Consider the following 20,308-nt stretch of genomic DNA (forward strand, 5'->3'; position numbering starts at 1 on the left):
ATGCGGGTTCGAATCAACAAGAAAATAAGCATGGCGCTGACGCTCGGACTCGGGTTTGGGTTCTTTGCGTCGGCAAGTTTCGCCAACATCGTCAGAGTGTCGCAGACCGCTTCCACGCCCGGCGCCTGCGGCGACTGGAGCAGCTACCGGACCTTCGTGGAGCGCTTCGTGCAGGCCGACGGCCGCGTGATCGACTATTCCACGCCCGCGCAGCAGACCACGTCCGAAGGCCAGTCCTACGGCCTCTTCTTCGCGCTGGTCGCGAACGACCGCGCGACCTTCGACCGGCTACTCGGCTGGACCCGCACCAACCTCGCCGGCAACCAGTTCGACGCGCAGAACGTGCGCTTGCCGTCATGGCTATGGGGCAAAAAACCGGACGGCTCGTACGGCGTGCTCGATCCGAATTCCGCGTCCGACTCCGACCTGTGGATCGCCTACGACCTGCTGCAAGCGGGCCGCCTGTGGCACGAAGCGAGCTATACGCAGCTCGGCCAGGCGCTGGCCGCGCAGATCGCGCGCCAGGAAATGACCAACTTGCCGGGCGTCGGCCCGATGCTGCTGCCCGGGCCGCAAGGCTTCAAGAACGGCGGCGTGACGCGCCTGAATCCGAGCTACCTGCCGTTGCCCGTATTGCGCGCGCTCGCGCACGAGGCGCCGGACGGTCCGTGGGGCAAGCTGGCCGACAGCGCGTACAAGCTCGTCAAGACCACCGCGCCGCAGGGCTTCGCTCCCGACTGGGCGGCGTGGCAGAACGGCCAGTTCGTGGTCGACCCGAAGAACGGCGACATCGGCAGCTACGACGCAATTCGCGTGTATCTGTGGGCGGGTCTCGCCTCGCCCGCCGACCCGCTCGCCAAGCCCTGGCTCGCGGCGCTCGGCGGCATGCGAGCGCGCGTCGCGCAGACCGGTATTCCGCCCGAGAAGGTCTCGTCGACCACCGGCGCGGCGAGCGGCGAAGGCCCGCTCAGCTACTGGGGCGCGCTCGCGCCGTATTTCAAGGCACTCGGCGACGAGCGCGGCCTCGGCCTCGCGCGCACCCGTCTCGCGGCGCTGGACGCCGGCGTGCCGGGCCGTGAGCCGGTGTACTACGATCGTGTGCTGGGCTTGTTCGGCACGGCTTTCATCGACGGCCGCTACCGCTTCGACGAAGCCGGACGTCTCGTGCCGAGCTGGAGAAACGCATGCGATTGAACGCTCTCGCGTTGTCCTTGCGCCTCGCGCTCAGTGTCACGGCCGTGTGCTCCGTGTGCTATTTAGCGGCGGGTTCGCCCGACGTGCTGGCGCAGGCGTCGAAAGATCCTCTGAATGTGCTGATCGATCAGGGCAAGTACTGGCAATCGCATCAGCGCGGCGACCTGGCCGAGCAGGCGTGGCTGAAGGTGCTGCGCCTCGATCCCAAGCAGCCCGATGCGCTCTTTGGCATGGGCATGGTGCTCGCCGACCGCAAGGACGGCGCCGGCGCGCAGCAATATCTGGCGCGCCTGAAGGCGGTCGCGCCGAACTACCCGAACATCGATGAACTCGGCCGGCGCCTCGGCGAATCGAGTCTGCGCGACCAGACCGTGAACGACGCGCGGCGGCTCGCGCAAAGCGGCCAGAGTGCGAGCGCGGTGGAGGAATACCAGCGCGCGCTGAACGGCAAGCCGGCCACGCCGCAATTGCAGCTCGAGTATTACCAGGCGCTGTCGGCCACGCCGCAAGGCTGGGACCAGGCGCGCCGCGGACTCGAGCAACTCGCCCGCGATAATCCCGACGATCCGCGCTACGGCCTCGCCTACGCGCAGCATCTGACCTATCGCGACGTGACGCGCCGTGAAGGCATCGCCCGCTTGCAGAAGCTCGCGAGCGACAGCACGGTTGGCGCTGCGGCTAAAAAGAGCTGGCGTCAGGCGCTGTTGTGGCTGGACGCCCGTCCATCCGACTCGGCGCTCTACGAGGCGTATCTGCAAACCGCGCCGGACGACGCCGCCGTCAAGGCGCGCTTCGATTCGATGGTGTCGCAGGACAAGACGGCACGCGAACGCGGGCAGGAAAACGCCGCGACGGACGCGCGTGGCCGCACCATCGCCGACGGCTTCGCCGCGCTCGATCGCAACGACGTGGCGACCGCGCGCACGAAATTCTCGGCGGTGCTGGCCAACAGCCCGAACGACACCGACGCGCTCGGCGGCATGGGCATCGCCGCGCTGAAGCAGGAACGTTTCGCCGAAGCCCGCACCTATCTGGAACGCGCGTCGCGCAACGGCAATCCGGCGCGCTGGAAAACCGCGCTCGACAGCGCGACCTACTGGACCTACACGAGCGACGCGATCGGCGCGCGCAGCAACGGCGAATACGCGAAGGCGAAGTCGCTGTTCGAGCGCGCGATCGCGCTGAATCCGTCCGACGTCACCGCCCAGGTGCTGCTCGGCGAAATGCTGCTCGCGAACGGCGACCCGGTCGGCGCGGAACAGGCGTACCGGATGGCGCTGCGCCGCCAGGCCGACAATCCCGACGCGATTCGCGGGCTGGTTGGCGCGCTCGCCGCGCAAGGCCGCGGCGACGAAGCGCTGCAATTCGCCAACCAGTTGAACAGCGAACAGCAGTCGAAGGCCGGCGGCATCAACCGCCTGCGCGGCGAAGCGCAAGCAGCACAAGCGCGCGCCGCCGAAGCGCGCGGCGATCTCGGCAGCGCGCGCAGCCTGTTCGAAGACGCGCTGCTGAACACGCCTGACGATCCGTGGCTACGCCTGGACCTCGCGCGCATTTACGTGCGCCAGGGCGCGGTCGCGAATGCCCGCAGCATGATGGATGGCCTGCTCGCCGCGCATCCCGACATGACCGACGCGCTGTATGCGAGCGCGTTGCTGTCGGCGGAAACGCAGGACTGGTCGACCGGTCTCGCGCAGCTCGACCGCATTCCGGTCGCGCAACGCACCGACGCCATGACGACCCTGCAGCATCGCCTGTGGGTGCATCAACAGGCCGACCTCGCCGCGCGGATGGCGCGCAGCGGCCAGACGCAACAGGCGCTCGCCACGCTGCGCGCCGCCGAGCCGGTGGCGGGCAACAGCCCGGAGCTGATCGGCGTGATCGCCGCCGCCTATCAACAAGCTGGCGACCCGAACCGCGCCCTCGGCCTCGTGCGCGCCGCCATGAACGCGGCCCCCGGCAACACCGATCTGCTGCTGCAGTACGCGGGCATTCTGTCGGCTACCCAACAGGAAGCCGAACTCGGCATGGTGATGCGGCGGCTGGCCGCGACACCATTGACGCCCCAGCAACGCACCGACTTCGCCAATCTGAATCTCGGCATTGTCATCAAGCAGTGCGATACGGTGCGGCAGCGCGGCGATCTCGCCAGCGCCTACGACGTGATCGCGCCTTGGCTCGCGGCCATGCCCGACAATCCCGATCTGCAAGCCGCGCTCGGCCGCCTCTATTCGACGGCCGGCGACGACCGCAACGCGCTCGCCAGCTATCGAGTCGCGCTGCAACGCAAGCCCGACGACCTGAACCTGCTGCAGGCGACCATTTCCGCCGCAACCGGCGCGAAGCAGTTCAGCTACGCCGAATCGCTCGCGCAACAGGCGTTGAATGCCGCGCCGGGTGACCCGGGCGTGCTCGCTACGGTCGGCCGCATGTATCGCGCGGAAGGCAAGCTGTCGCTTGCCTCGACTTATCTGCAGCGCGCGCTCGTCGCGGCCAATACGCCGCTGATGGCCAACGCCCCGCGCAACCCGGCGAGCAACGTGCCGCGCGGCTGGGAAGCGGCAATGCGCCGGATCGGCGCGACGCCGCTGCCGGGCACCAATCCCTTCGAAGGCAAAACCGCCACGGTCACCCCGAGCGACGCCGACAATGCCGCCCTCGCGGGCGGGAACGTCAGCGCCGCGCGTGCCTCGCTCCCGTATTCGCAGTCTTCCTTGCCGACACAGACCGTGCCGAACTATCCGCCGCCTGCACAGCCCGCACCCTACGTCGCGCCTTATACCGCGCCCGCGCAACCTTATACGCCGAACGCCGCGCCCGCCGCGCTGCCGTACAACGCGCCGCGTCCAGGCGCCGGTGCGGGGGACTATGGCCAGGAGACTTACGGCTCGAGCCAGTCGGGTGCGCCGTTGCAGCCGTATCCGGGGCAAGGTCAGCCGCCGGTGCAGCAGGCGCCGCAGCCGTATAACCCGGCTTATGCGCAGCCGGCGCCTTATCCGCAACAGGCGCCCTACCCGCAGCAGCAGCCATACCCGCAGCAGGCGCAGTACGGCGCACCGGACGGCTATGCGGCCACGCCATGGCCGATGTCGCCGGCCGCGCGTCAAGCGCAGGCCAACGCCGGTTCAATGCAATCGCAGCCGTATGCCACGCCAGGCACGAATACAAAACGCACGGCCGGCAAGAAGCAAAGCGCGTCGAAGAGCAGCCGCAGCGCATCCGCCGCGTATGCCCAGGCGCCGTACGGGCAGCAACAGGGCTATGCGCAGCAACAGCAGCCCTACTACGGCCAGCAGGCGTATCCGCAGCAACAGCAGGGCTACGCGCAGCAGCCGTATCAGCCTTACCAACCGTATCCGCCGCAGCAACAGGCGTATGCGAATCAGGGCTACTATGCGCAACAGCAGCCGTACATTCCGCAGCCGCCGGCCGGCTACGCCCAACCGTACTACCCGCAGCAACCCGGCGCGAACGGCGGCGCCACCTATGCGCAATCGAACGCAGCCAACGCGCAGACGCTCGGCGTCGCCGAAGAACTGGCGCAGGTCAATCGCGAGCAGTCGAGCACCGTGTCGGGCGGGATCGTGTTCCGCAACCGCAGCGGCGAGGACGGCCTGTCGAACCTCACTGACATCGAAGCACCGATCCAGGGGCGCATCAAAGCGGGCAACGGCCACGTCGTGGTCACGGCCACGCCTGTCACGCTCGACGCCGGCACCGCGGCCGGCAACGTGTCGACGCTCTCGCGGTTCGGCGCCGGCCTGTCCAACAGCACGTCCGCGACGGCGGCGGTGGCCGGCAACAATACTTACGGCAGCCAGACGGCGACCGGTGTGGGACTCTCAGTCGGATATGAAGGCCGCAGCCTCAGCGGCGATGTCGGGGTGACGCCGATCGGCTTCCGCGAGACGAACATCGTGGGCGGCGCACAATACAACGGGGCCATCACAGACAAAGTGACGTACTCGATCGCCGTCGCGCGCCGCGCGGTGACCGACAGCCTGCTCTCCTACGCGGGCACGCGCGACGCCGGGTCCGGCCTCGAATGGGGCGGCGTGACCTCGTTGGGCGGCCTCGCCAGCCTGGCATGGGACGACGGCACGAGCGGCCTGTACGTGAATGGGGGTTATCAGCACTACACGGGCCATAACGTCGAGAGCAATAACGCCTTCAAGGGCGGCGGCGGCGTCTACACGCGCCTGCTGAAAGACGCCGACCAGACGCTCACGATCGGTGTGAATACAACATGGATGGGCTACAACAACAACCTGTCGTACTTCACGTATGGCCAGGGCGGTTATTTCAGCCCGCAACAATACGTGATCCTGAACTTGCCGGTCGAGTGGACCGGGCGCAACGGCCCATTCACGTACGACGTGAAGGGATCGATCGGCGTGCAGCATTACCGCCAGGATGCGTCAAATTACTTCCCGCTGGGTGACAGCGCCAGCTTGCAAGCCACCGCTGCGGCCAACGCCAAACTCATCGGCAGCGCGGTGCAAAGCGGCGCGGTCTATCCTGGCCAGAGCAAGACCGGCGTGTCGTATTCAGTCAGCGCGGTAGGCGAATATCAGCTGGCGCCGCAACTGGCGTTCGGGGCGACTGCTTCGCTCGGCAATGCTTATGAATACCGCGAGTGGCTTGCAGCCGTGTATGTGCGGTACAGCTTCAACAAGCAGACGGGCTTGCAGCCGTTCCCGCCCGCGCCGCTCAGCTCGCCTTATCTGTCGTTGTCGAATTGATGAGTTCGTGGCCGCCGGCAAATGCTTTCAGCAATCAATTGAAATAAAACTGAAAGCATATCCGGCGCCACTAATTCAGATTAAACGGATGCATTCCGTCAGTACTTAAGATTTATTTTCCTGTGCCGATATAAACATAATCCACCCAACAATTCATTGAGGGATTTATGTTTCGCATCGTCATCGCCGCACTATTCACCGCGCTGCTCGCGGGCTGCAATACCACCTTGCATGTAGACAAGCCGGATCCCACGTCCGGCCTTTACGCCACCCATACCGTGCTCAAACCGGCTGACGTTCGAGTCGCCGACAAATTCGATCCCGCTTATACGGAAATGGTTTATCTGAAGATCGACGCGGAGCGCCCGAACCCGCGCTTTGTCGATTTCTTCATGGCGGCTTTCAAGGAAATGCACACGTTCAAGAAGATCGTGACAAAGGACGATTTGCAGGCCATCGTCATTGAACGCAATCTTGGCAGCAAAGTGCCGAGCGTGTCGGATCTGGTCGGATTGAACAACCTCAGCAAGGAAATCGGACCGTTCCTGATCGTCGAACCGAACGCGGTGTTCAAGGGCGCTTACACGTTTGAAGGCACATTGAAAGCGATTGATGCCAGCACCGGCAAAACCGTCCTGCTGATCGACATGAACGCTTTCAATATGGCGGGCCTCGACGATCCGCTGTTTCACCCAATGCTGAACGGATTCATCAACTGGACGCGTAATCAGCCGGTTGCGCCCGAAGCGCCGTCAACCGCACAGCAATCCTCGTCCGCCAAGCTCTGAGCGATTCAATCAGGAGTGTGCGAAACCGCATGGTCGATCGCCACTCCTTGTCGTCCCATACGGTATCGCGACGGCATGCGATCTGACAAAACAGGCGCCGGCTATTCCAGTTGCCGCCTGTCGCGCAGATAATGCAGAAAAAAACCGGGGGACACATGCCTAAACACATTCGCGCACTTTACGGGGCGGCATGGTTATTCATCGCGCTGATGCTGCTAGTCGATTGCATATGGGCATTACGCATCGGTTTTCGGCTCGATCGCGGCAGTGTCGTACAAACCCTGGTACTCGTTGCCGGTATCGCGGCAATAACCGGATTGCTTTCGGTCATCGCGCGCGTTCCCTATAAAAACGCCGCCCGGGCACGCTTCTATCAGAACGTGTTCGCCATATTCATTTGGATCACCGCTCTGATCGCGTTCACCAAGGTATGTATCGTGTTTCAATACCTGGGCGTGACGACGAATTATCCGCTTGCCACCCATACCTTCATCGCCATCGATTCCGCGTTCGGGTTCCACTGGCTGGAAACCTATCGATGGGTTCAGTCGCACCCGTGGATCCATACCGCGCTTGCCATTGCCTATATGTCCGGCGCCTGGCAGCTCTTCGCCATTCCGATCATTCTCGCGGCTACGAGAAACGCCGAGGACTATGCGGAGTTCGTCGTGCAGTTCATGGTATCGGCCACGCTGGTGATATTGATCGCCATGCCTTTTCCTGCGGAAAGCGCATACGTGCATTTCGCCATTCATGATCGCGATACCGCATCGACCGTGTCCGACTTTGCCCTCTTCAGAGACGGCCATGCGCATGCATTGCATCTGGCAACGGTGCAAGGGCTGGTCTCCTTCCCCTCGCTTCATACGATTCTTGCGCTCTGCTTCGCGTATACGTTGCGTCACGTTCGCATTGTGTTTCCGCTGGCGGTGGTGCTGAATGCCCTGATGATCGTTTCGACGCTCACGCAGGGCGGGCATTATCTTGCCGACGTGCTGTCAGGACTCGTCGCCGGGGCGCTGGTGATCTGGGTGGTCCGCCGGGTCCTTGTCCGGGCGGCTCAACCGCTCGACCGTCCGGTTGCTTCTGTTTGGGCCCCCTGAGGTTCGCCGAGGCTCGCGCACAGGAATCGCGCTTTTTGTCCCGCCGCCGGCAATGCGGCTAATATGGATGTTAAGCGCGCTCCGGTTCATCGGTACGCCTTACGCGGCCTTATTTCCCGTGACGAGAACCATCATGCCTGCCCAACGCAACGACGCCCCCAGTGCCGGCACCACGCCGGACAAGACGCAGCACAAAGACGTGTCCATGGTGGCGCGCAATCTTCTGATGGTCGTTGTCGGCGTGGTGGTCTTCGCGATCGTGGCAACCATCGTGCTCTACGGCCCCATCACGTATGGCGACGAGGTGCCGAACTTCGGCATCATTCTCATGATGACCGTGCCGGTAATCGCGGGTGTCGCGTTCCGGGTCGGGCTGGACGCCTGGCTGGATCGCAAGTAGGCAACGCGCGCGCCGCCCCGCTAGGCCGCCACCGGCAACACCACCCACACCTCCAGCCCGCCGCCCTCGCGGGCGTGAAACTGCAGGCTGCCGCCGTGCAGCCTGACGATCCGCTCAACGATCGCCAGTCCCAATCCCGTGCCGCCGCTGTGCGAGCGGGCATTGCGGCCGCGCTGAAACGGGGCTTTGAGCTGCTCCAGTTCCTGCGCCGATAGTCCTTTGCCACGATCGCCAACCGCCACGATCACCGCTTCGCCCGCTGGCCCTTGCGCCCCCTCCGTCGTCACCCAGCTGCGCACGGCCAGTCCCGTCTTGCCGTACACGATCGCGTTCTGCATCAGGTTCATCAGGAGCCGCATCATGCTGATCGGCCGGTAAGCCAGCGGCGGCAAGTTCGCGAGCGATAGCTCGAACTCGTGCCCGAGCCCGGCGAAGTCGCCCGCCAGCCGTTCGATCAGCGCGTTCAGATCGCCACGCTCAGGCTGCTCCCGCTCGCCGCTGCCCGCGTAGTCCATGAACTGCTGCAGGATCGTCTCGATCTGATCCAGATACGACTCGGCGGCCACCACGAAGCTGCTGTCGCCGCCGTCCGGCATCGCCATGGCCATCGAGAGGCGCAGCTTGGTCAGCGGCGTCCGTATGTCGTGCGAGATGCCGGCCAGCATCAGCGCGCGCGTCGCCTCGGCCTGCTGCAGCGTCTGCGTCATCTGATTGAAGGCGCCGCTCACCGCGGCGATTTCGGTGGGGCCGTCGGTCGGCAGCGGCGCGGGCGCTTCGCCGGCGCTCACGCGGCGCGCCGCCCGCGTCAGCTCCTGCAGCGGCTGGTTCAGGTGGCGCTGGATCAGCAGGCCGGTCAACGCCGCCAGCGCGCCCAGACCGAGCGACAGGAAGATGGCCGCGTCGAGCCCGTTGCCCTGCGCATCCTCGGGAACCGGCAAGGCGATCCAGTATGGCGCTTGCGGCGCATCGGCCGGCGCGTGCATACGAATCCACAGGCGCTGCCCGCCGACCGACTGCCAGCGCGCCGGCATGTCGGCCGGCAGGTGCGAGCGCAGGCTGTCGAGAAACACGCTGCGTTGATAGGTGCGATAGGCGCGCAGAAGACTGGGCGCCGGCTCGTCGCGGGCTTCGCTGGGCAGTTGCGCGCGGGCATCGAGGCGCCCGGTCAATTCGGCGCGTGCCTGCGGCGGCGTGGCCGCCAGCAGGTTATCGAGGGTCGTCACGTAGGTGGCGAACACGGCCGCCGCGCGTTCGACGCGAGGCCGCTGCACATAGCGCAGCAACACGCCGATCGAACACACCTGGCTCAACATGACGAGCGCGATCAGCAACGCGATATTGCGCGCCAGCAGCGTTCTGGGCAGCGCCCTTTGCAGCAGCGAGCGCGTCATGAGTCGACGTCCGCGACCAGCATATAGCCCACGCCCCACACGGTCTTGATGAAGCGCGGCTTGGACGGGTCGTCCTCGACGATCTGCCGCAGGCGCAGCACCTGCACGTCGATGCTGCGGTCAAGCGCGTCGTGCTCGCGGCCCCGCGCACGCGCCAGCAGATTGTCGCGGCTCACCGGCCGGTTCGGCGACGACGCCAGCGCGACCAACAGCAGCATCTGCGCCGAGTGAATGTCCAGCAATGCGCCGCCGCGCGAAAGCTGCTGCTTGCCGACGTCGAGAGAAAAATCGCCGAAGCGCACGCTTTGCGAAGTCACCGTGACGTCGCCGGACGCGATCTTCTGGCGGCGCAGCAGCGCGTTGATGCGCGCCACCAGTTCGCGCGGCAGGAATGGTTTGGCGAGGTAGTCGTCGGCGCCGGTTTCGAGGCCGACCACCCGGTCGAGCGGATCGCCCTTGGCGGTCAGCATCAGGATCGGCAAGGTCTGGCCCTGCTCGCGCAGGCGGGCGCAGATGGCGAGGCCGTCTTCCTCGCCGATCATCAGGTCGAGCACCAGCAGATCGAACGGTTCGCGCTCCAGATAGCGGTCGAGCCGCTTGCCGTCTTCCGCTACGCGCACATCGAAGCCGTGGCCGCGCAGAAAGCGCTGCAGCATGTTGCGCAGCTCGACTTCGTCGTCGAGCACGATAATTTTGGCGGGGCGTTCCATGCGAAAGCTCCTCGATTCGGACTAGGCGTCGGGCGGCGTCTGGCGCGCCGCATGCCGTTCGGCCAGACGCTGCAACAGAACATAGAACGACGGAATGAACAGTACCGCGATACAGGTCGACGCGAGCATCCCCGAAAATACCGCAATCCCGAGCGAGCGGCGCGCGCTCGCACTGGCGCCGGTGGCGATCACGAGCGGCACTACGCCGAGAATGAACGCAAACGAGGTCATCATGATCGGCCGGAATCGCAGACGCGCGGCCTCGATCGCGGCCTCGGCAATGCCTACGCCCCGTGCGCGCAGATGCCGCGCGAATTCGACTATCAGAATCGCATTCTTCGCCGACAGCGCGATCAGCAGCACGAGACCGATCTGCGTGTACAGATTGTTGGCGACGCCGAGCACGGCGAGCGTGCCGGCGGTGCCGAGCAGCGCCATCGGCACCGCCAGCACCACGGCCACCGGCAACAGCCAGCTTTCATATTGCGCGGCCAGCACGCAGAACACCAGCAACACGGCCACGGCGAACACCCAGTACGCCGAACTGCCGACCAGCTTCTCCTGATACGACATGGCGGTCCATTCATACCCGATGCCCGCGGGCAGAATACGCGCGGCTTCCTGCTCGAACGCGGCGATCACCTGGCCCGTACTGTAGCCCGCCGCCGGATTGCCGTTGACGGCGGCCGCCGGCGCGAGGTTGTACAGCGTCGCCACCGCGGGACCGACGCTCGAATGCGCACCGATGAACGTACCCAGCTCGACCATCTGGCCCGTGTTGCTGCGAATCTGCAGGCGGCGGATGTCGTCGGTCTCGCGGCGAAACGCGCCTTCGGCCTGCACGAACACCGGGAAGGTGTGGTTGAAAACAGTGAACTGGTTCACGTAGCTCGAGCCGACATAGTCTTCCAGCAGATCGAACACATTGCCGACCGGCACCTGCAGCGACTCGGCCTTGGCGCGGTCCAGCGTGAGTTCGACGGTCGGCACCGAAGCGCGGAACGGGCTAAACACACGCTGCAGTTCGGGACGCTTCGAGACGCTCGCGATCAGCGCGTCTGTGGCGTCCTGCAGGCGCTGGTAGTTCTGTGAGCCGTCGGTGAGCATCACCTGCATCTGCACGCCGCCGCTATTGCCGAGGCCCTGGATCGGTGGCGGCACGATCACCACGGAACGGATGTCGGGCAGTTTCGCCAGCTCGCTATTCATGCGCATATACAACGAGCGCAGATCCTGGCCCTTGCCGCGCTTGCTCCAGTCGTCGAGCGTCACGTAGATCAGCGCGGAATTCGCCAGCGACGCGTTGTTGTCGAGCGGCGAGATGCCGCCTATCGACACCACGTGGCTCACGCCGGGAATCGCGCCGATCCGCTTTTCGATTTGCGTGCTCGCCTCGCGTGTGCGGCTAAGCGACGCGGCGTCGGCGAGCTGCGCCGCGATCAGCATATAGCCCTGGTCTTCGAGCGGGATGAAGCTGGTGGGCACGCGCGTCAGCAGAAAGGCGGACCCCGCGCCGAGCAACAGCGCAATGGTCAGGGCAAGTCCGCAACGCGCGACGAACCACGACACCACCCGCACATAGGCTCGTTCGACGCGGGCGTAACCTTTGTCGAATACCCGGTACACCACATTCGGCTTGCCTGGCCGCGCATGGCGCAGCCAGCGCACGCTTTGCACCGGCTTGAGCGTCACGGCATTGACCGCGCTGATGATGGTGGTCGCCACCACGACGAGCGCGAACTGACGGTACATCTGGCCGGTCACGCCGCCCAGAAAGGCCGACGGCAGAAACACCGAGATCAGCACCAGCGTGATGCCGACAATCGGCCCAAGCAGTTCATGCATCGCGTCGATCGCGGCCTGCTTCGGCGTCTTGCCCTGCTCGATATGCTGCGTGATGCCTTCGACCACCACGATCGCGTCGTCCACCACGATGCCGATGGCCAGCACGATCGCAAACAGGGTCAGCAGGTTGATCGAAAACCCGAGCATGTAGATCGCGCCGAACGTGCCGATGATGGTCACCGGTATCGTCGTGGCCGGCACCAGCATCGCCCGCCAGTTCTGCAGAAACAGCAGGATCACTGCGAGCACGAGCAAGGCCGCCTCGAACAGCGTCTTGTACACGTCGATCACCGATTGCTTCACGAACACGGTCGTGTCGAACGGCAACTGATAGCTGACACCCTTCGGCATGTCTTTCGCGAGCCGCGCCATGGTCGCTTTCACGGCGTTGCCGACTTCCAGCGCATTCGCTTCGGGCAACTGATAAATGGCGATGCCCGCCGCCGGCTTGCCGTCGAGATTGAAGAACTGCCCGTAGCTGGATGAGCCGAGTTCGGTGCGCCCCACGTCGCGAATCCGCACGAAATGGCCGCCGTCGTTGGGATCCGCTTTGACGATGATGTCGTCGAATTCGTGCGGATCGGAGAGCGCGCCGTGCATCGTCACCGTGAGCTGGAACGCCTGGCCGCCGGCGTTCGGCTCGGAGCCGAGCTGGCCCGCGCTCACGTCCTTGCTCTGGCTCTGGATCGCCTGCATGACGTCGGCGGCGGTCAGATTGCGCTCGCTCAGCTTCCTCGGATCGAGCCATACCCGCATGCTGTATTGCCCCGTGCCGAACACGGTGACGTCGCCCACGCCCGGCAAACGCGCGAGCGTGTCGCGCAGATAGATCACGGCGTAGTTGCTGAGAAACAGCGAATCGTATTTCGGATCCGGCGACTGCAGGGTGTACAGCTGCAGGATCGCGGTGGAGCGCTTCTTCACCGTCACGCCCTGCTGCTGGACCGCTTGCGGCAACAGCGCGGTGGCGGCCGACACGCGGTTTTGCACCAGCACCTGGGCCTTGTCGACGTCGGTGCCGACGGCAAAGGTCACGGTCAGCGTGTAGGTGCCATCGTTGGTGCTGGTCGACTGCATGTACAGCGCGTTTTCCACGCCGTTCACCTGCGTTTCGATCGGCAGCGCCACGCGGTCGATGACCGTCGCGGCGCTAGCGCCGGGAAAGCGCGCCACCACCTGCACGGTCGGCGGCGTGATGGGCGGATACTGTGCGATCGGCAGATTGAGCAGTGCAACCGCGCCGAGCAGCACCACGATCAGCGCGATCACATTGGCGAGTACCGGACGCTCGACAAAGAAGCGGATCATGACTGGCCCTGCGCCGCAGCGGCCACCACCTGCACCTTGATGCCCGGGGCCACCGCTAGCGCCCCGCCCGTCACGACCTGATCGCTCCCGCTCAGGCCACCGATGATGGCGCGCTGCGAACCGAACAGGCCGCCGGTCGCCACCGCGCGTTTCTCGATCACGCCTGCGCCGTTCACGATCAGCACGAACGCGCCCGCCTGCTCGCGCAGCAACGCGGTATCGGGCACCAGCAGCACGTTGTGCGGCGCACCGGCGGGGATATGCACCTCGACCGACATGCCCGGAATCAGATGCGCGTCCTGATTGGCGATGTCGGCGCGCAACTTGAGCGCCCCGCTGTTCGAGTCCACGCGTGTATCGACGAATTCGAGCGCGGCGTCTTCGCCCTTGTCCGCGGGCGCGCCCAGCACGTTGACCCGCACGGTGCGCGGAGGTTTGACGAACAGCCCGATACGGTTCGCGTCGCGTTCGTTCAGCGTGAAGTTCACATACACCGGCTGAATGCGATCCAGCGTGGCGAGCTTGGTGGAATCGGATGCGCCCACCAGATTGCCGACATCGAGCGAACGCGCGCCGATCCGGCCCGCGAACGGCGCGCGGATTTCCGTGTAGCCGAGATTGATGCGCGACATGTCGCGTTTAGCGAGCGCCTGGTCGCGTGTGGTTTGCGCTTTCTGCAAGGTGGACTCGGACGTCGCGTTGTCGTGGGTGAGCTGCTTCTGGCGCACCAGTTCCTGGTCGGCGTTGACGAGCGCGGCCTGGTCGTACACCAGTTGCGCGCGATACGTGTCCGGCTCGATGCGGAACAGCAACTGCCCCGCTTTGACGTATGCGCCGTCGGCAAAGCCGATTTGCTGCAATACGCCTTGCACGCGCGCCACCAGCGTGACCGTGGCGGAAGGCGCGACAGTGCCGCTCAGGTCGATCTGGTCGCGCACTTCACGCGGCACTGGCCGCGTGACGCTCACCTGCGGCTCCGGCGCATTCTGGTCCGCCGGCACATTACCGCCCCGGCAGGCGGCGAGCGCCGTGCCGACGACGACGCACAGCCCCAGTGTGTTGATCAGGCTTCGCTTTGCCATGTTCTTATTTCCCATTCTCAGGCAGGCCAGCACCGGCTCCGGCACGTGCCAGCGCGGAATTCGCAGGCGGGTTCAATAGCCGGCCCCAGTCCGTGCGCTGCGCCATCTGTTCGGCAATCTGTTCGCTCACCACCTGCTGCCCTTGCGCGACCTCCCATCCGCCGCCGAGCGCGCGATACAGCGACACGGCCGCGAGCGCGGCGAGCCCCTGGTTCTGCGCCAGCGAATCGCCGTCGCGCAGCGCGGAACGCGATGCGTCCAGCACCGTGTCATACGTGACCGATCCCGCGCGATACTGCGCGTTGGCCAGACGCAGCGCGCGCTGCGAAGCGTCCGCTGCACGCGCGGACGCGGCCAGCGCGTCGAGCGAGGTGCGCAACCCGGCAATGGCGTCTTCCACTTCTCGCTGCGCTTGCAACACCGTGTTCTGATAGTCGAGCACGGCCTCCTGAAACGCCGCATCCTGAATCCGCACCGCGTTCTTCAGTTGGGCACGATCGAAAATCGGCACCGTCACGCCCGCGGAAAAGAGACCGATGGTCTTGCTGCCCCATTGCGTCAGACCAATGCCGTGCTGTTCGCCCGAGGACAGCCCGAACAGGCCTGTCAAGGACAGGGACGGGTACAGCTTCGCCTTGGCCGCGCCGATCAGCGCCGATTGGGCGGCCGCGTTGAGCGCCGCCTGGCGCACGTCGGGCCGGCGCCGCAGCAGGTCGGCGGGAATGCCCACGTCGATCTGGGTCGGCGGCACCGGAATCGCGGCGCGGCCTTTGAGTTGCGCGTCGACCGCGTCCGGCGGATCGGCGAGCAGCACGGCCAGCGTGTCGCGATCCTGCGCGCGTGCCTTGATGAGCGGCGGGATCTGCGCCTCGGTTTCCGCCACCAGCGTGGCGGCCTGTTCGACATCGAGCTGGCTCGCCGCGCCACTCTTCAGACGCGCTTGCGTCAGCGTCAGACTTTGCTGCACTGACTTCAGGTTTTGCTGCGCGACGGCAATACGCTGTTCGAGCGCGCGCAGGTCGATGTAGGCATTGGCGACATCGCCGAATAGCGACACCAGCGAGTTGTCGTACGCGGCTTCCGACACGCGCAGTTGCGCGCGGTCCGATTCGATCTGGCGGCGGTATTTGCCCCAGAAATCGATCTCCCAGCCTGCGTTCACGCGCAAATGCTCGGCCCACAGATGAGCCGGCGGAATGGGCCCAATGCCGCTCGAGTTGATATGGCTCGCGCCCACGGACGCACTGCCCGACTGCGGCAGCAGATTTTCCGCGCTGGTCGCGAGTTGCGCGCGCGCCTTGAAGATGTGCAGGCCGGCTACTTGCAGCGACAGGTTGCGCTCATACGCGCGCTGCTCCAGCGCGGTGAGCACCGGGTCGTTGAACGCGGTCCACCAGGCCGCTTGCGTGGCCGGCGCGGCCCGAGCCTCGCCGGGGAGACTCTCGAGCCACTGGTTTTCGAGCGTGACGCTGGGTTGCCGGAAATCGGGGCCGACGCTCACGCAGCCACTCAGCGCCGCGCACATCGATATGACAATCAATGCGCCGGCTAGGCGCAGGTGGCGGGAGGTGGCAGGTTTCATCGCGCATTGTCAGCGTCGAATGCGGGCTGTTGGTTCGACAGGAAGGCTCGCGCGCAGACGGCACAATCCGCCGCGCCACTGCCCCATGCTCGCACCGCTACTCACTCAACTCAGTGCGCTGCCCCGCGTTCCTGCATGAATGCCTCGATTTGCGGCAAGGTGATGTAACCCGCCTTCTGCGTGTCGATCTCATCGAAATGCTGGGCCACCATCGGCATGCCCGCGGCGGCCTGCTCGCGGGTCAGCTTGCCGTCGTGGGTGGTGTTGGCACTGGCGAAGCGGCTTTGCAATTGCTGCACCATGCGCTCCATGCGCTGCGGATTCATGCCTTGCGGCGCGGCCGTCTGGGCGAACGTGACGGTGGATGCGCAGCACAGCAAAGCGATAGCGACGAACTTTTTCATGATTGACTCCTTCTGATCCACCGAGCGTCGCCTGCCTTGTGCCGCGATCCGTTGCGATGACAGGGCGAATTCTTGGGCATGCGCCGCCGGATGGCAACGAAGGAATCATGTCGATTTATGTCATGGCTTGCTGCGGCTGCGCCCTTCCCCCCGCAACGCGCCGCCACGGCAATACAGCATGCGCTTCGTACACAGGCACTCCATTCTGGCTAGCACGTCGCCTTGGCGCGTGACATGAAATGAAATGAGTTCGCGATGCCGTTTCGGCGGCGCCTTGCGTATCTTTGGCGTGCCGGCGCCCTGTGCGCCTCAACGCATCAGGAGTACCAATTGACTATCCGCCTTGTCTACGCCTCGACTATCACCGCCATCGGTCTTGCCTGCACCTGGACGGCGTTCGCCCGCGTGCTCGTTCAGGCGCCCCTTGCCGTGGTCTATGGGCCGCCGCCGCGCCCGGTTTACTACTCGGTGCCGGACCGGCCGCCCGTGAGCCAGACCTACGCGGAACGAAGCACCAAGGACTGGGTGACCGTGCCGTCTGCGGCCAATTCGGGGGGCGACGCGCTTCATGATGCGGATTAAAAAAGCGGCTCTTTCGAACCGGTCATGCGCGACGTGGAATGCGCTTCTGGTTTATGATTTTCCGGTACGGCCGCGTTCTACCTCGCTGCGTCTCTTTCACTTCCTTTCATTCTCCGGCCATGCGTAAAGACACATTGCTTTCGCATGAGGAATGCGCGCGCAAGGTGTACGCAATCGCTCGACTGCGTATTGCAACAGCGCGTCTCATGCGCGCGGATTCGTCGGTCGAACAGGCTCTCGCGACCTCATGGGTCGTAGCCTGGGCGAGCGCGATTGGCAATCTCCACTTTCGTGGATTCAGTGAGGAACGGATCGGACACAAACCGAGGCGGTGATCGTTCGATCTCCAGACGATTCGGCCGAGGAATGTTTCGCGTCGGCGAGTCACGCCGCTACGGAGTGACGCGAGGCGACTCTCGCTTTTCAGCGCAGCCGTTCAGGCTGGATCAGGGCGCACTTCCCGCCGCCATCTGCTCGCCCGACCTGCTTCGCTCTTTGCTCGCCGAAATGAAATCGCTTGTCTGAAGCGCAACCGTGTCGGAACTGGCCGTTGCACGTTTGGTGGCGGCCCGAGCGAGGATGCGATCCAGGTAGAGATAGAAATGTTCGAGTTGTCGCGCGTCTTTGGCTTTGGGTTCGAGGTCGAAGGCATCCTCGAGCACGCGGCGCGATACATGGAACCGTTGAAGTCCGCGTTCCACGCGAACCTGAAAGACGACGCCGTCACTGTTATGCGGCACCGCTGCCCAAATGAGCGAATTGCTACCCATGGAGCCCCCGTAAAACACGTTCTTCAGATCAAAAGCCAGTCAGGTCATATTCGCACATCTCGCCGAGAAGCAAATGATTTCAAAATTGTGACGTTACACGATTTGACATTTTTACCACGGTCAAGATATTGCAACGCAGCAAAATTTCTGTAGACTGAACTTGGAGCGTCTGCAAATTTGCGCGGACGGTCGACATTTGACGGGAGAGTGCGCCATGACGGCTTCTCAGGCTTCGCCCACTCCAGTCGACCCTGTATTGCATGTCTTCGAGCAGGCCGGCGGCTGGCATTGGGGCATTACCGTCCCGCGCGCAGCGGGCAGCGGATTCAAATTGATTGCATTCAGTGAGCGGACCTTCCCCGTGGAGGACGCCGCTCGCGTTGACGGGACTCAGGCACTGGCCAGCCTGACGGATAGCGGCGAGCACAACCGGTTCGCCATCCAGTGAACAAGGTCTTTTGTAAGTTCGCTGTGCGACAATAAAAATACACTGATCGGTCAGGATTGTGACAGCCATGAAGCAACCCCGTACGAGCCTTACGGCACCCCTTCTTTCTGCCGACTCGACGGTATGGTTTTCCGCCTACGGTTTCGGCTGGGGATACTGTGCCTTTGCGCTCCCGGCTGAAACGGTGTGCGAAAAACTCGGCGCCGCGAACGAGTCCCCGAAACAGTTGATGCTTGCCTTCGAACTGGGCAAGCGCAGGCTTTTGCAGGTTGTCGAACAGAAAGCCTTGCCAGGCACCGGCGAACGGATAACGCTTTCGCCCGCCGACCTCTGACCTCTGACCTTTCGCGGCGGACCACAGCCTGATCACATAGCGGCTCGAATACGATTCAAGTCATCGAGCCGTGCGTGCCTCACCCAACACCACCCGATCTCCGAAATCGCGACCGCCTTGCTTAAGGTTTAGATAAGGTTGCTGCTGTATTGTCCAATCGGCACTTATTCCATTCACCGTGAAATACCTGAAACGTCTTTAATTTTCAATCCAAACATTTATATGTTATTTAGTAAATCTAACTAAAAATAATAATCGCCTGAAGGCGTTCTGTTGGCTCCTCGTCACGAATTCTTAGTGCGCGAAATATATGGTAATGAGCGTCCCAATCACGACAATCAAATGCCATGAAATTATTAAGAATAACGTTTATTGCCGGCCTGATTTCGATGCTTGCCGCGTGTGGAGGAAACGACAACGTTTCATCTGGCTCGGGCACTTCGCAATCGAGCATTCCGGTTCCCTCATCGGTCGCGGCAGCTCAGACGGGCTACAAGATCTCGGTGTTCGCCAAGGTACCAGGCACACTCCGTCCTGACGATCTGCTCCTGCACGGCAGCAATATTTTCGTCATCGCTCAGGACAACAATAACAATCCGGATGGCACCAACGTGGCAGGCACCACACCGCAGAGCCAGGTCATCGAGTACGACCTGAACGGCAACGCCGTGCGCGTTTTCAATGTGCCGGGGCATCCGGACGGCCTGATGGAATACGATTCGCACACCATCTGGGTCAGCACCAACGAAGACGCTGACACGATGATCATCGTGATCGACACCACGGCGAATACCCAGACGACGCTGACGCCGGATGTCACGCCGGTCCACGGCGGCGGCCTGGACGACATGAAGAAGCTCAACGGCGTGGTGTACACCAGCGCGTCCAATCCGAACGTTGGGCCCGCCACCGCAACAGCACCCAACGGCGTGAGCACCGTGCCGGCGGTCTATAGCGTCACGCTGAATCCGGACAACAAGACGTTCCATCTGACGCCAGTCCTGATGGGCAACGCAACCGCGAACAACATCCCCACCAATACGCCGGTCACGCTCAATATGACCGATCCTGATTCGATGGCGACCGATCCAAACGGCAATCTTGTCGTGGATAGCCAGCAGGATTCGGAACTGGTGTTCGTTACCAACCCCGGCCCGAGTCAGGGAGTGAGCGTGCTGCCGCTGACGCTGTATGGGAATTCGTGGCCCGTCGACGACACCCGTTGGGCACCGGCAGGCAATTCGTTCATGTTGCTGGCCGACAATAAGGCGCAACTGATCTACCGGATCGACGCAACCGCAGGTTTCACAGCCGGCACGGCTTACAGCGCGGGCCAGGGCACGCTACTGCAAACGAATACATCCACCGGGGCAATGACGCCGGTATTCGCCGGCATGGGCACGCCGCATGGACTGATTTTCGTTAATCAGTAATCTGAGCAGTAAGCTGAACGGTAAGCTGAGCAATAAGTTGAACGGTAAGACAAGCAAGTCAACGTGAAGTGACCGGGCCGGCTGTAGCGGCCCGGTCAGCCGTCACGCTTGCGCAGCCTCGCTGCGACTCCCAAAGCGTGTCACGCAGCAGCCGACGGACACACCGCCGAAGCGGATCGACGTGTCCCGCCT

At 63.9% G+C, this 20,308-nt stretch carries 16 protein-coding genes; 9 read left to right on the plus strand and 7 right to left on the minus strand.

Annotated elements, in window-relative coordinates; all coding sequences use genetic code 11:
- The 5 genes from bcsZ to A6V37_RS13555 all read left to right on the plus strand — a co-directional run bounded on the left by bcsZ (position 1) and on the right by A6V37_RS13555 (position 8,227).
- On the plus strand, positions 1-1,194 hold the full coding sequence (bcsZ, locus tag A6V37_RS13535) for a cellulose synthase complex periplasmic endoglucanase BcsZ (RefSeq protein WP_064265797.1): 1,194 nt from the start codon (positions 1-3) through the stop codon (positions 1,192-1,194).
- A complete protein-coding gene (locus tag A6V37_RS13540; RefSeq protein ID WP_064265798.1) occupies positions 1,185-5,936 on the plus strand; it encodes a cellulose synthase subunit BcsC-related outer membrane protein in 4,752 nt (1,583 codons plus the stop codon). Before bcsZ ends, A6V37_RS13540 begins: the two co-directional genes overlap by 10 nt.
- A gap of 167 nt (positions 5,937-6,103) precedes the next feature.
- On the plus strand, positions 6,104-6,724 hold the full coding sequence (locus A6V37_RS13545) for a hypothetical protein (protein WP_064265799.1): 621 nt from the start codon (positions 6,104-6,106) through the stop codon (positions 6,722-6,724).
- Between the two features lie 131 nt (positions 6,725-6,855).
- Positions 6,856-7,827 (plus strand): phosphatase PAP2 family protein, encoded by a 972-nt coding sequence (locus tag A6V37_RS13550; protein ID WP_242665721.1) that lies wholly within the window; start codon positions 6,856-6,858, stop codon positions 7,825-7,827.
- 133 nt (positions 7,828-7,960) lie between these two features.
- Entirely contained in the window at positions 7,961-8,227 is a 267-nt protein-coding gene (locus A6V37_RS13555; RefSeq protein WP_064265801.1) for a hypothetical protein, read from the plus strand.
- Positions 8,228-8,247: 20 nt separating this feature from the next.
- Here the strand turns inward: A6V37_RS13555 and A6V37_RS13560 are convergent, their stop codons facing one another.
- The 6 genes from A6V37_RS13560 to A6V37_RS13585 form a co-directional block, all read right to left on the minus strand.
- Positions 8,248-9,618, minus strand: a complete 1,371-nt coding sequence (locus A6V37_RS13560) for an ATP-binding protein (RefSeq protein WP_064265802.1) — start codon at positions 9,616-9,618, stop codon at positions 8,248-8,250.
- Positions 9,615-10,328: a response regulator gene (locus tag A6V37_RS13565; protein WP_064286053.1), complete on the minus strand. Its 714-nt coding sequence runs from the start codon at positions 10,326-10,328 to the stop codon at positions 9,615-9,617. The genes A6V37_RS13560 and A6V37_RS13565 overlap by 4 nt, the downstream gene beginning before the upstream one ends.
- 21 nt (positions 10,329-10,349) lie before the next feature.
- A complete protein-coding gene (locus A6V37_RS13570; protein WP_064286054.1) occupies positions 10,350-13,481 on the minus strand; it encodes an efflux RND transporter permease subunit in 3,132 nt (1,043 codons plus the stop codon).
- The gene (locus A6V37_RS13575) at positions 13,478-14,563 is read right to left on the minus strand and encodes an efflux RND transporter periplasmic adaptor subunit (protein WP_064265805.1); all 1,086 of its coding nucleotides are present in this window, start codon (positions 14,561-14,563) and stop codon (positions 13,478-13,480) included. The genes A6V37_RS13570 and A6V37_RS13575 overlap by 4 nt, the downstream gene beginning before the upstream one ends.
- Positions 14,564-14,567: 4 nt before the next feature.
- Complete coding sequence (locus A6V37_RS13580; protein ID WP_064265806.1) at positions 14,568-16,145, minus strand: efflux transporter outer membrane subunit; 1,578 nt, start codon at positions 16,143-16,145, stop codon at positions 14,568-14,570.
- A gap of 110 nt (positions 16,146-16,255) precedes the next feature.
- Positions 16,256-16,549, minus strand: a complete 294-nt coding sequence (locus tag A6V37_RS13585) for an EF-hand domain-containing protein (protein ID WP_064265807.1) — start codon at positions 16,547-16,549, stop codon at positions 16,256-16,258.
- Positions 16,550-16,879: 330 nt separating this feature from the next.
- Between A6V37_RS13585 and A6V37_RS13590 the strand changes: the two genes are divergently transcribed.
- Positions 16,880-17,131: a hypothetical protein gene (locus A6V37_RS13590; protein ID WP_131799816.1), complete on the plus strand. Its 252-nt coding sequence runs from the start codon at positions 16,880-16,882 to the stop codon at positions 17,129-17,131.
- Positions 17,132-17,577: 446 nt separating this feature from the next.
- On the opposite strand, the gene A6V37_RS13595 is transcribed toward A6V37_RS13590, so the two are convergent.
- Positions 17,578-17,901: a hypothetical protein gene (locus A6V37_RS13595; protein ID WP_064265809.1), complete on the minus strand. Its 324-nt coding sequence runs from the start codon at positions 17,899-17,901 to the stop codon at positions 17,578-17,580.
- Between the two features lie 214 nt (positions 17,902-18,115).
- Between A6V37_RS13595 and A6V37_RS13600 the strand changes: the two genes are divergently transcribed.
- From A6V37_RS13600 to A6V37_RS13610, 3 genes are all read left to right on the plus strand, one after another.
- Positions 18,116-18,349, plus strand: a complete 234-nt coding sequence (locus A6V37_RS13600) for a hypothetical protein (protein ID WP_064265810.1) — start codon at positions 18,116-18,118, stop codon at positions 18,347-18,349.
- Between the two features lie 67 nt (positions 18,350-18,416).
- Positions 18,417-18,683, plus strand: coding sequence for a hypothetical protein (locus A6V37_RS13605; RefSeq protein ID WP_064265811.1), 267 nt, complete (start codon positions 18,417-18,419; stop codon positions 18,681-18,683).
- Positions 18,684-19,030: 347 nt separating this feature from the next.
- Positions 19,031-20,116: a hypothetical protein gene (locus A6V37_RS13610; RefSeq protein ID WP_064265812.1), complete on the plus strand. Its 1,086-nt coding sequence runs from the start codon at positions 19,031-19,033 to the stop codon at positions 20,114-20,116.
- The last annotated feature ends 192 nt before the right edge of the window (positions 20,117-20,308 follow it).

The sequence above is a fragment of the Paraburkholderia ginsengiterrae genome (assembly GCF_001645125.1).
Taxonomy (GTDB): Bacteria; Pseudomonadota; Gammaproteobacteria; order Burkholderiales; family Burkholderiaceae; genus Paraburkholderia; species Paraburkholderia ginsengiterrae.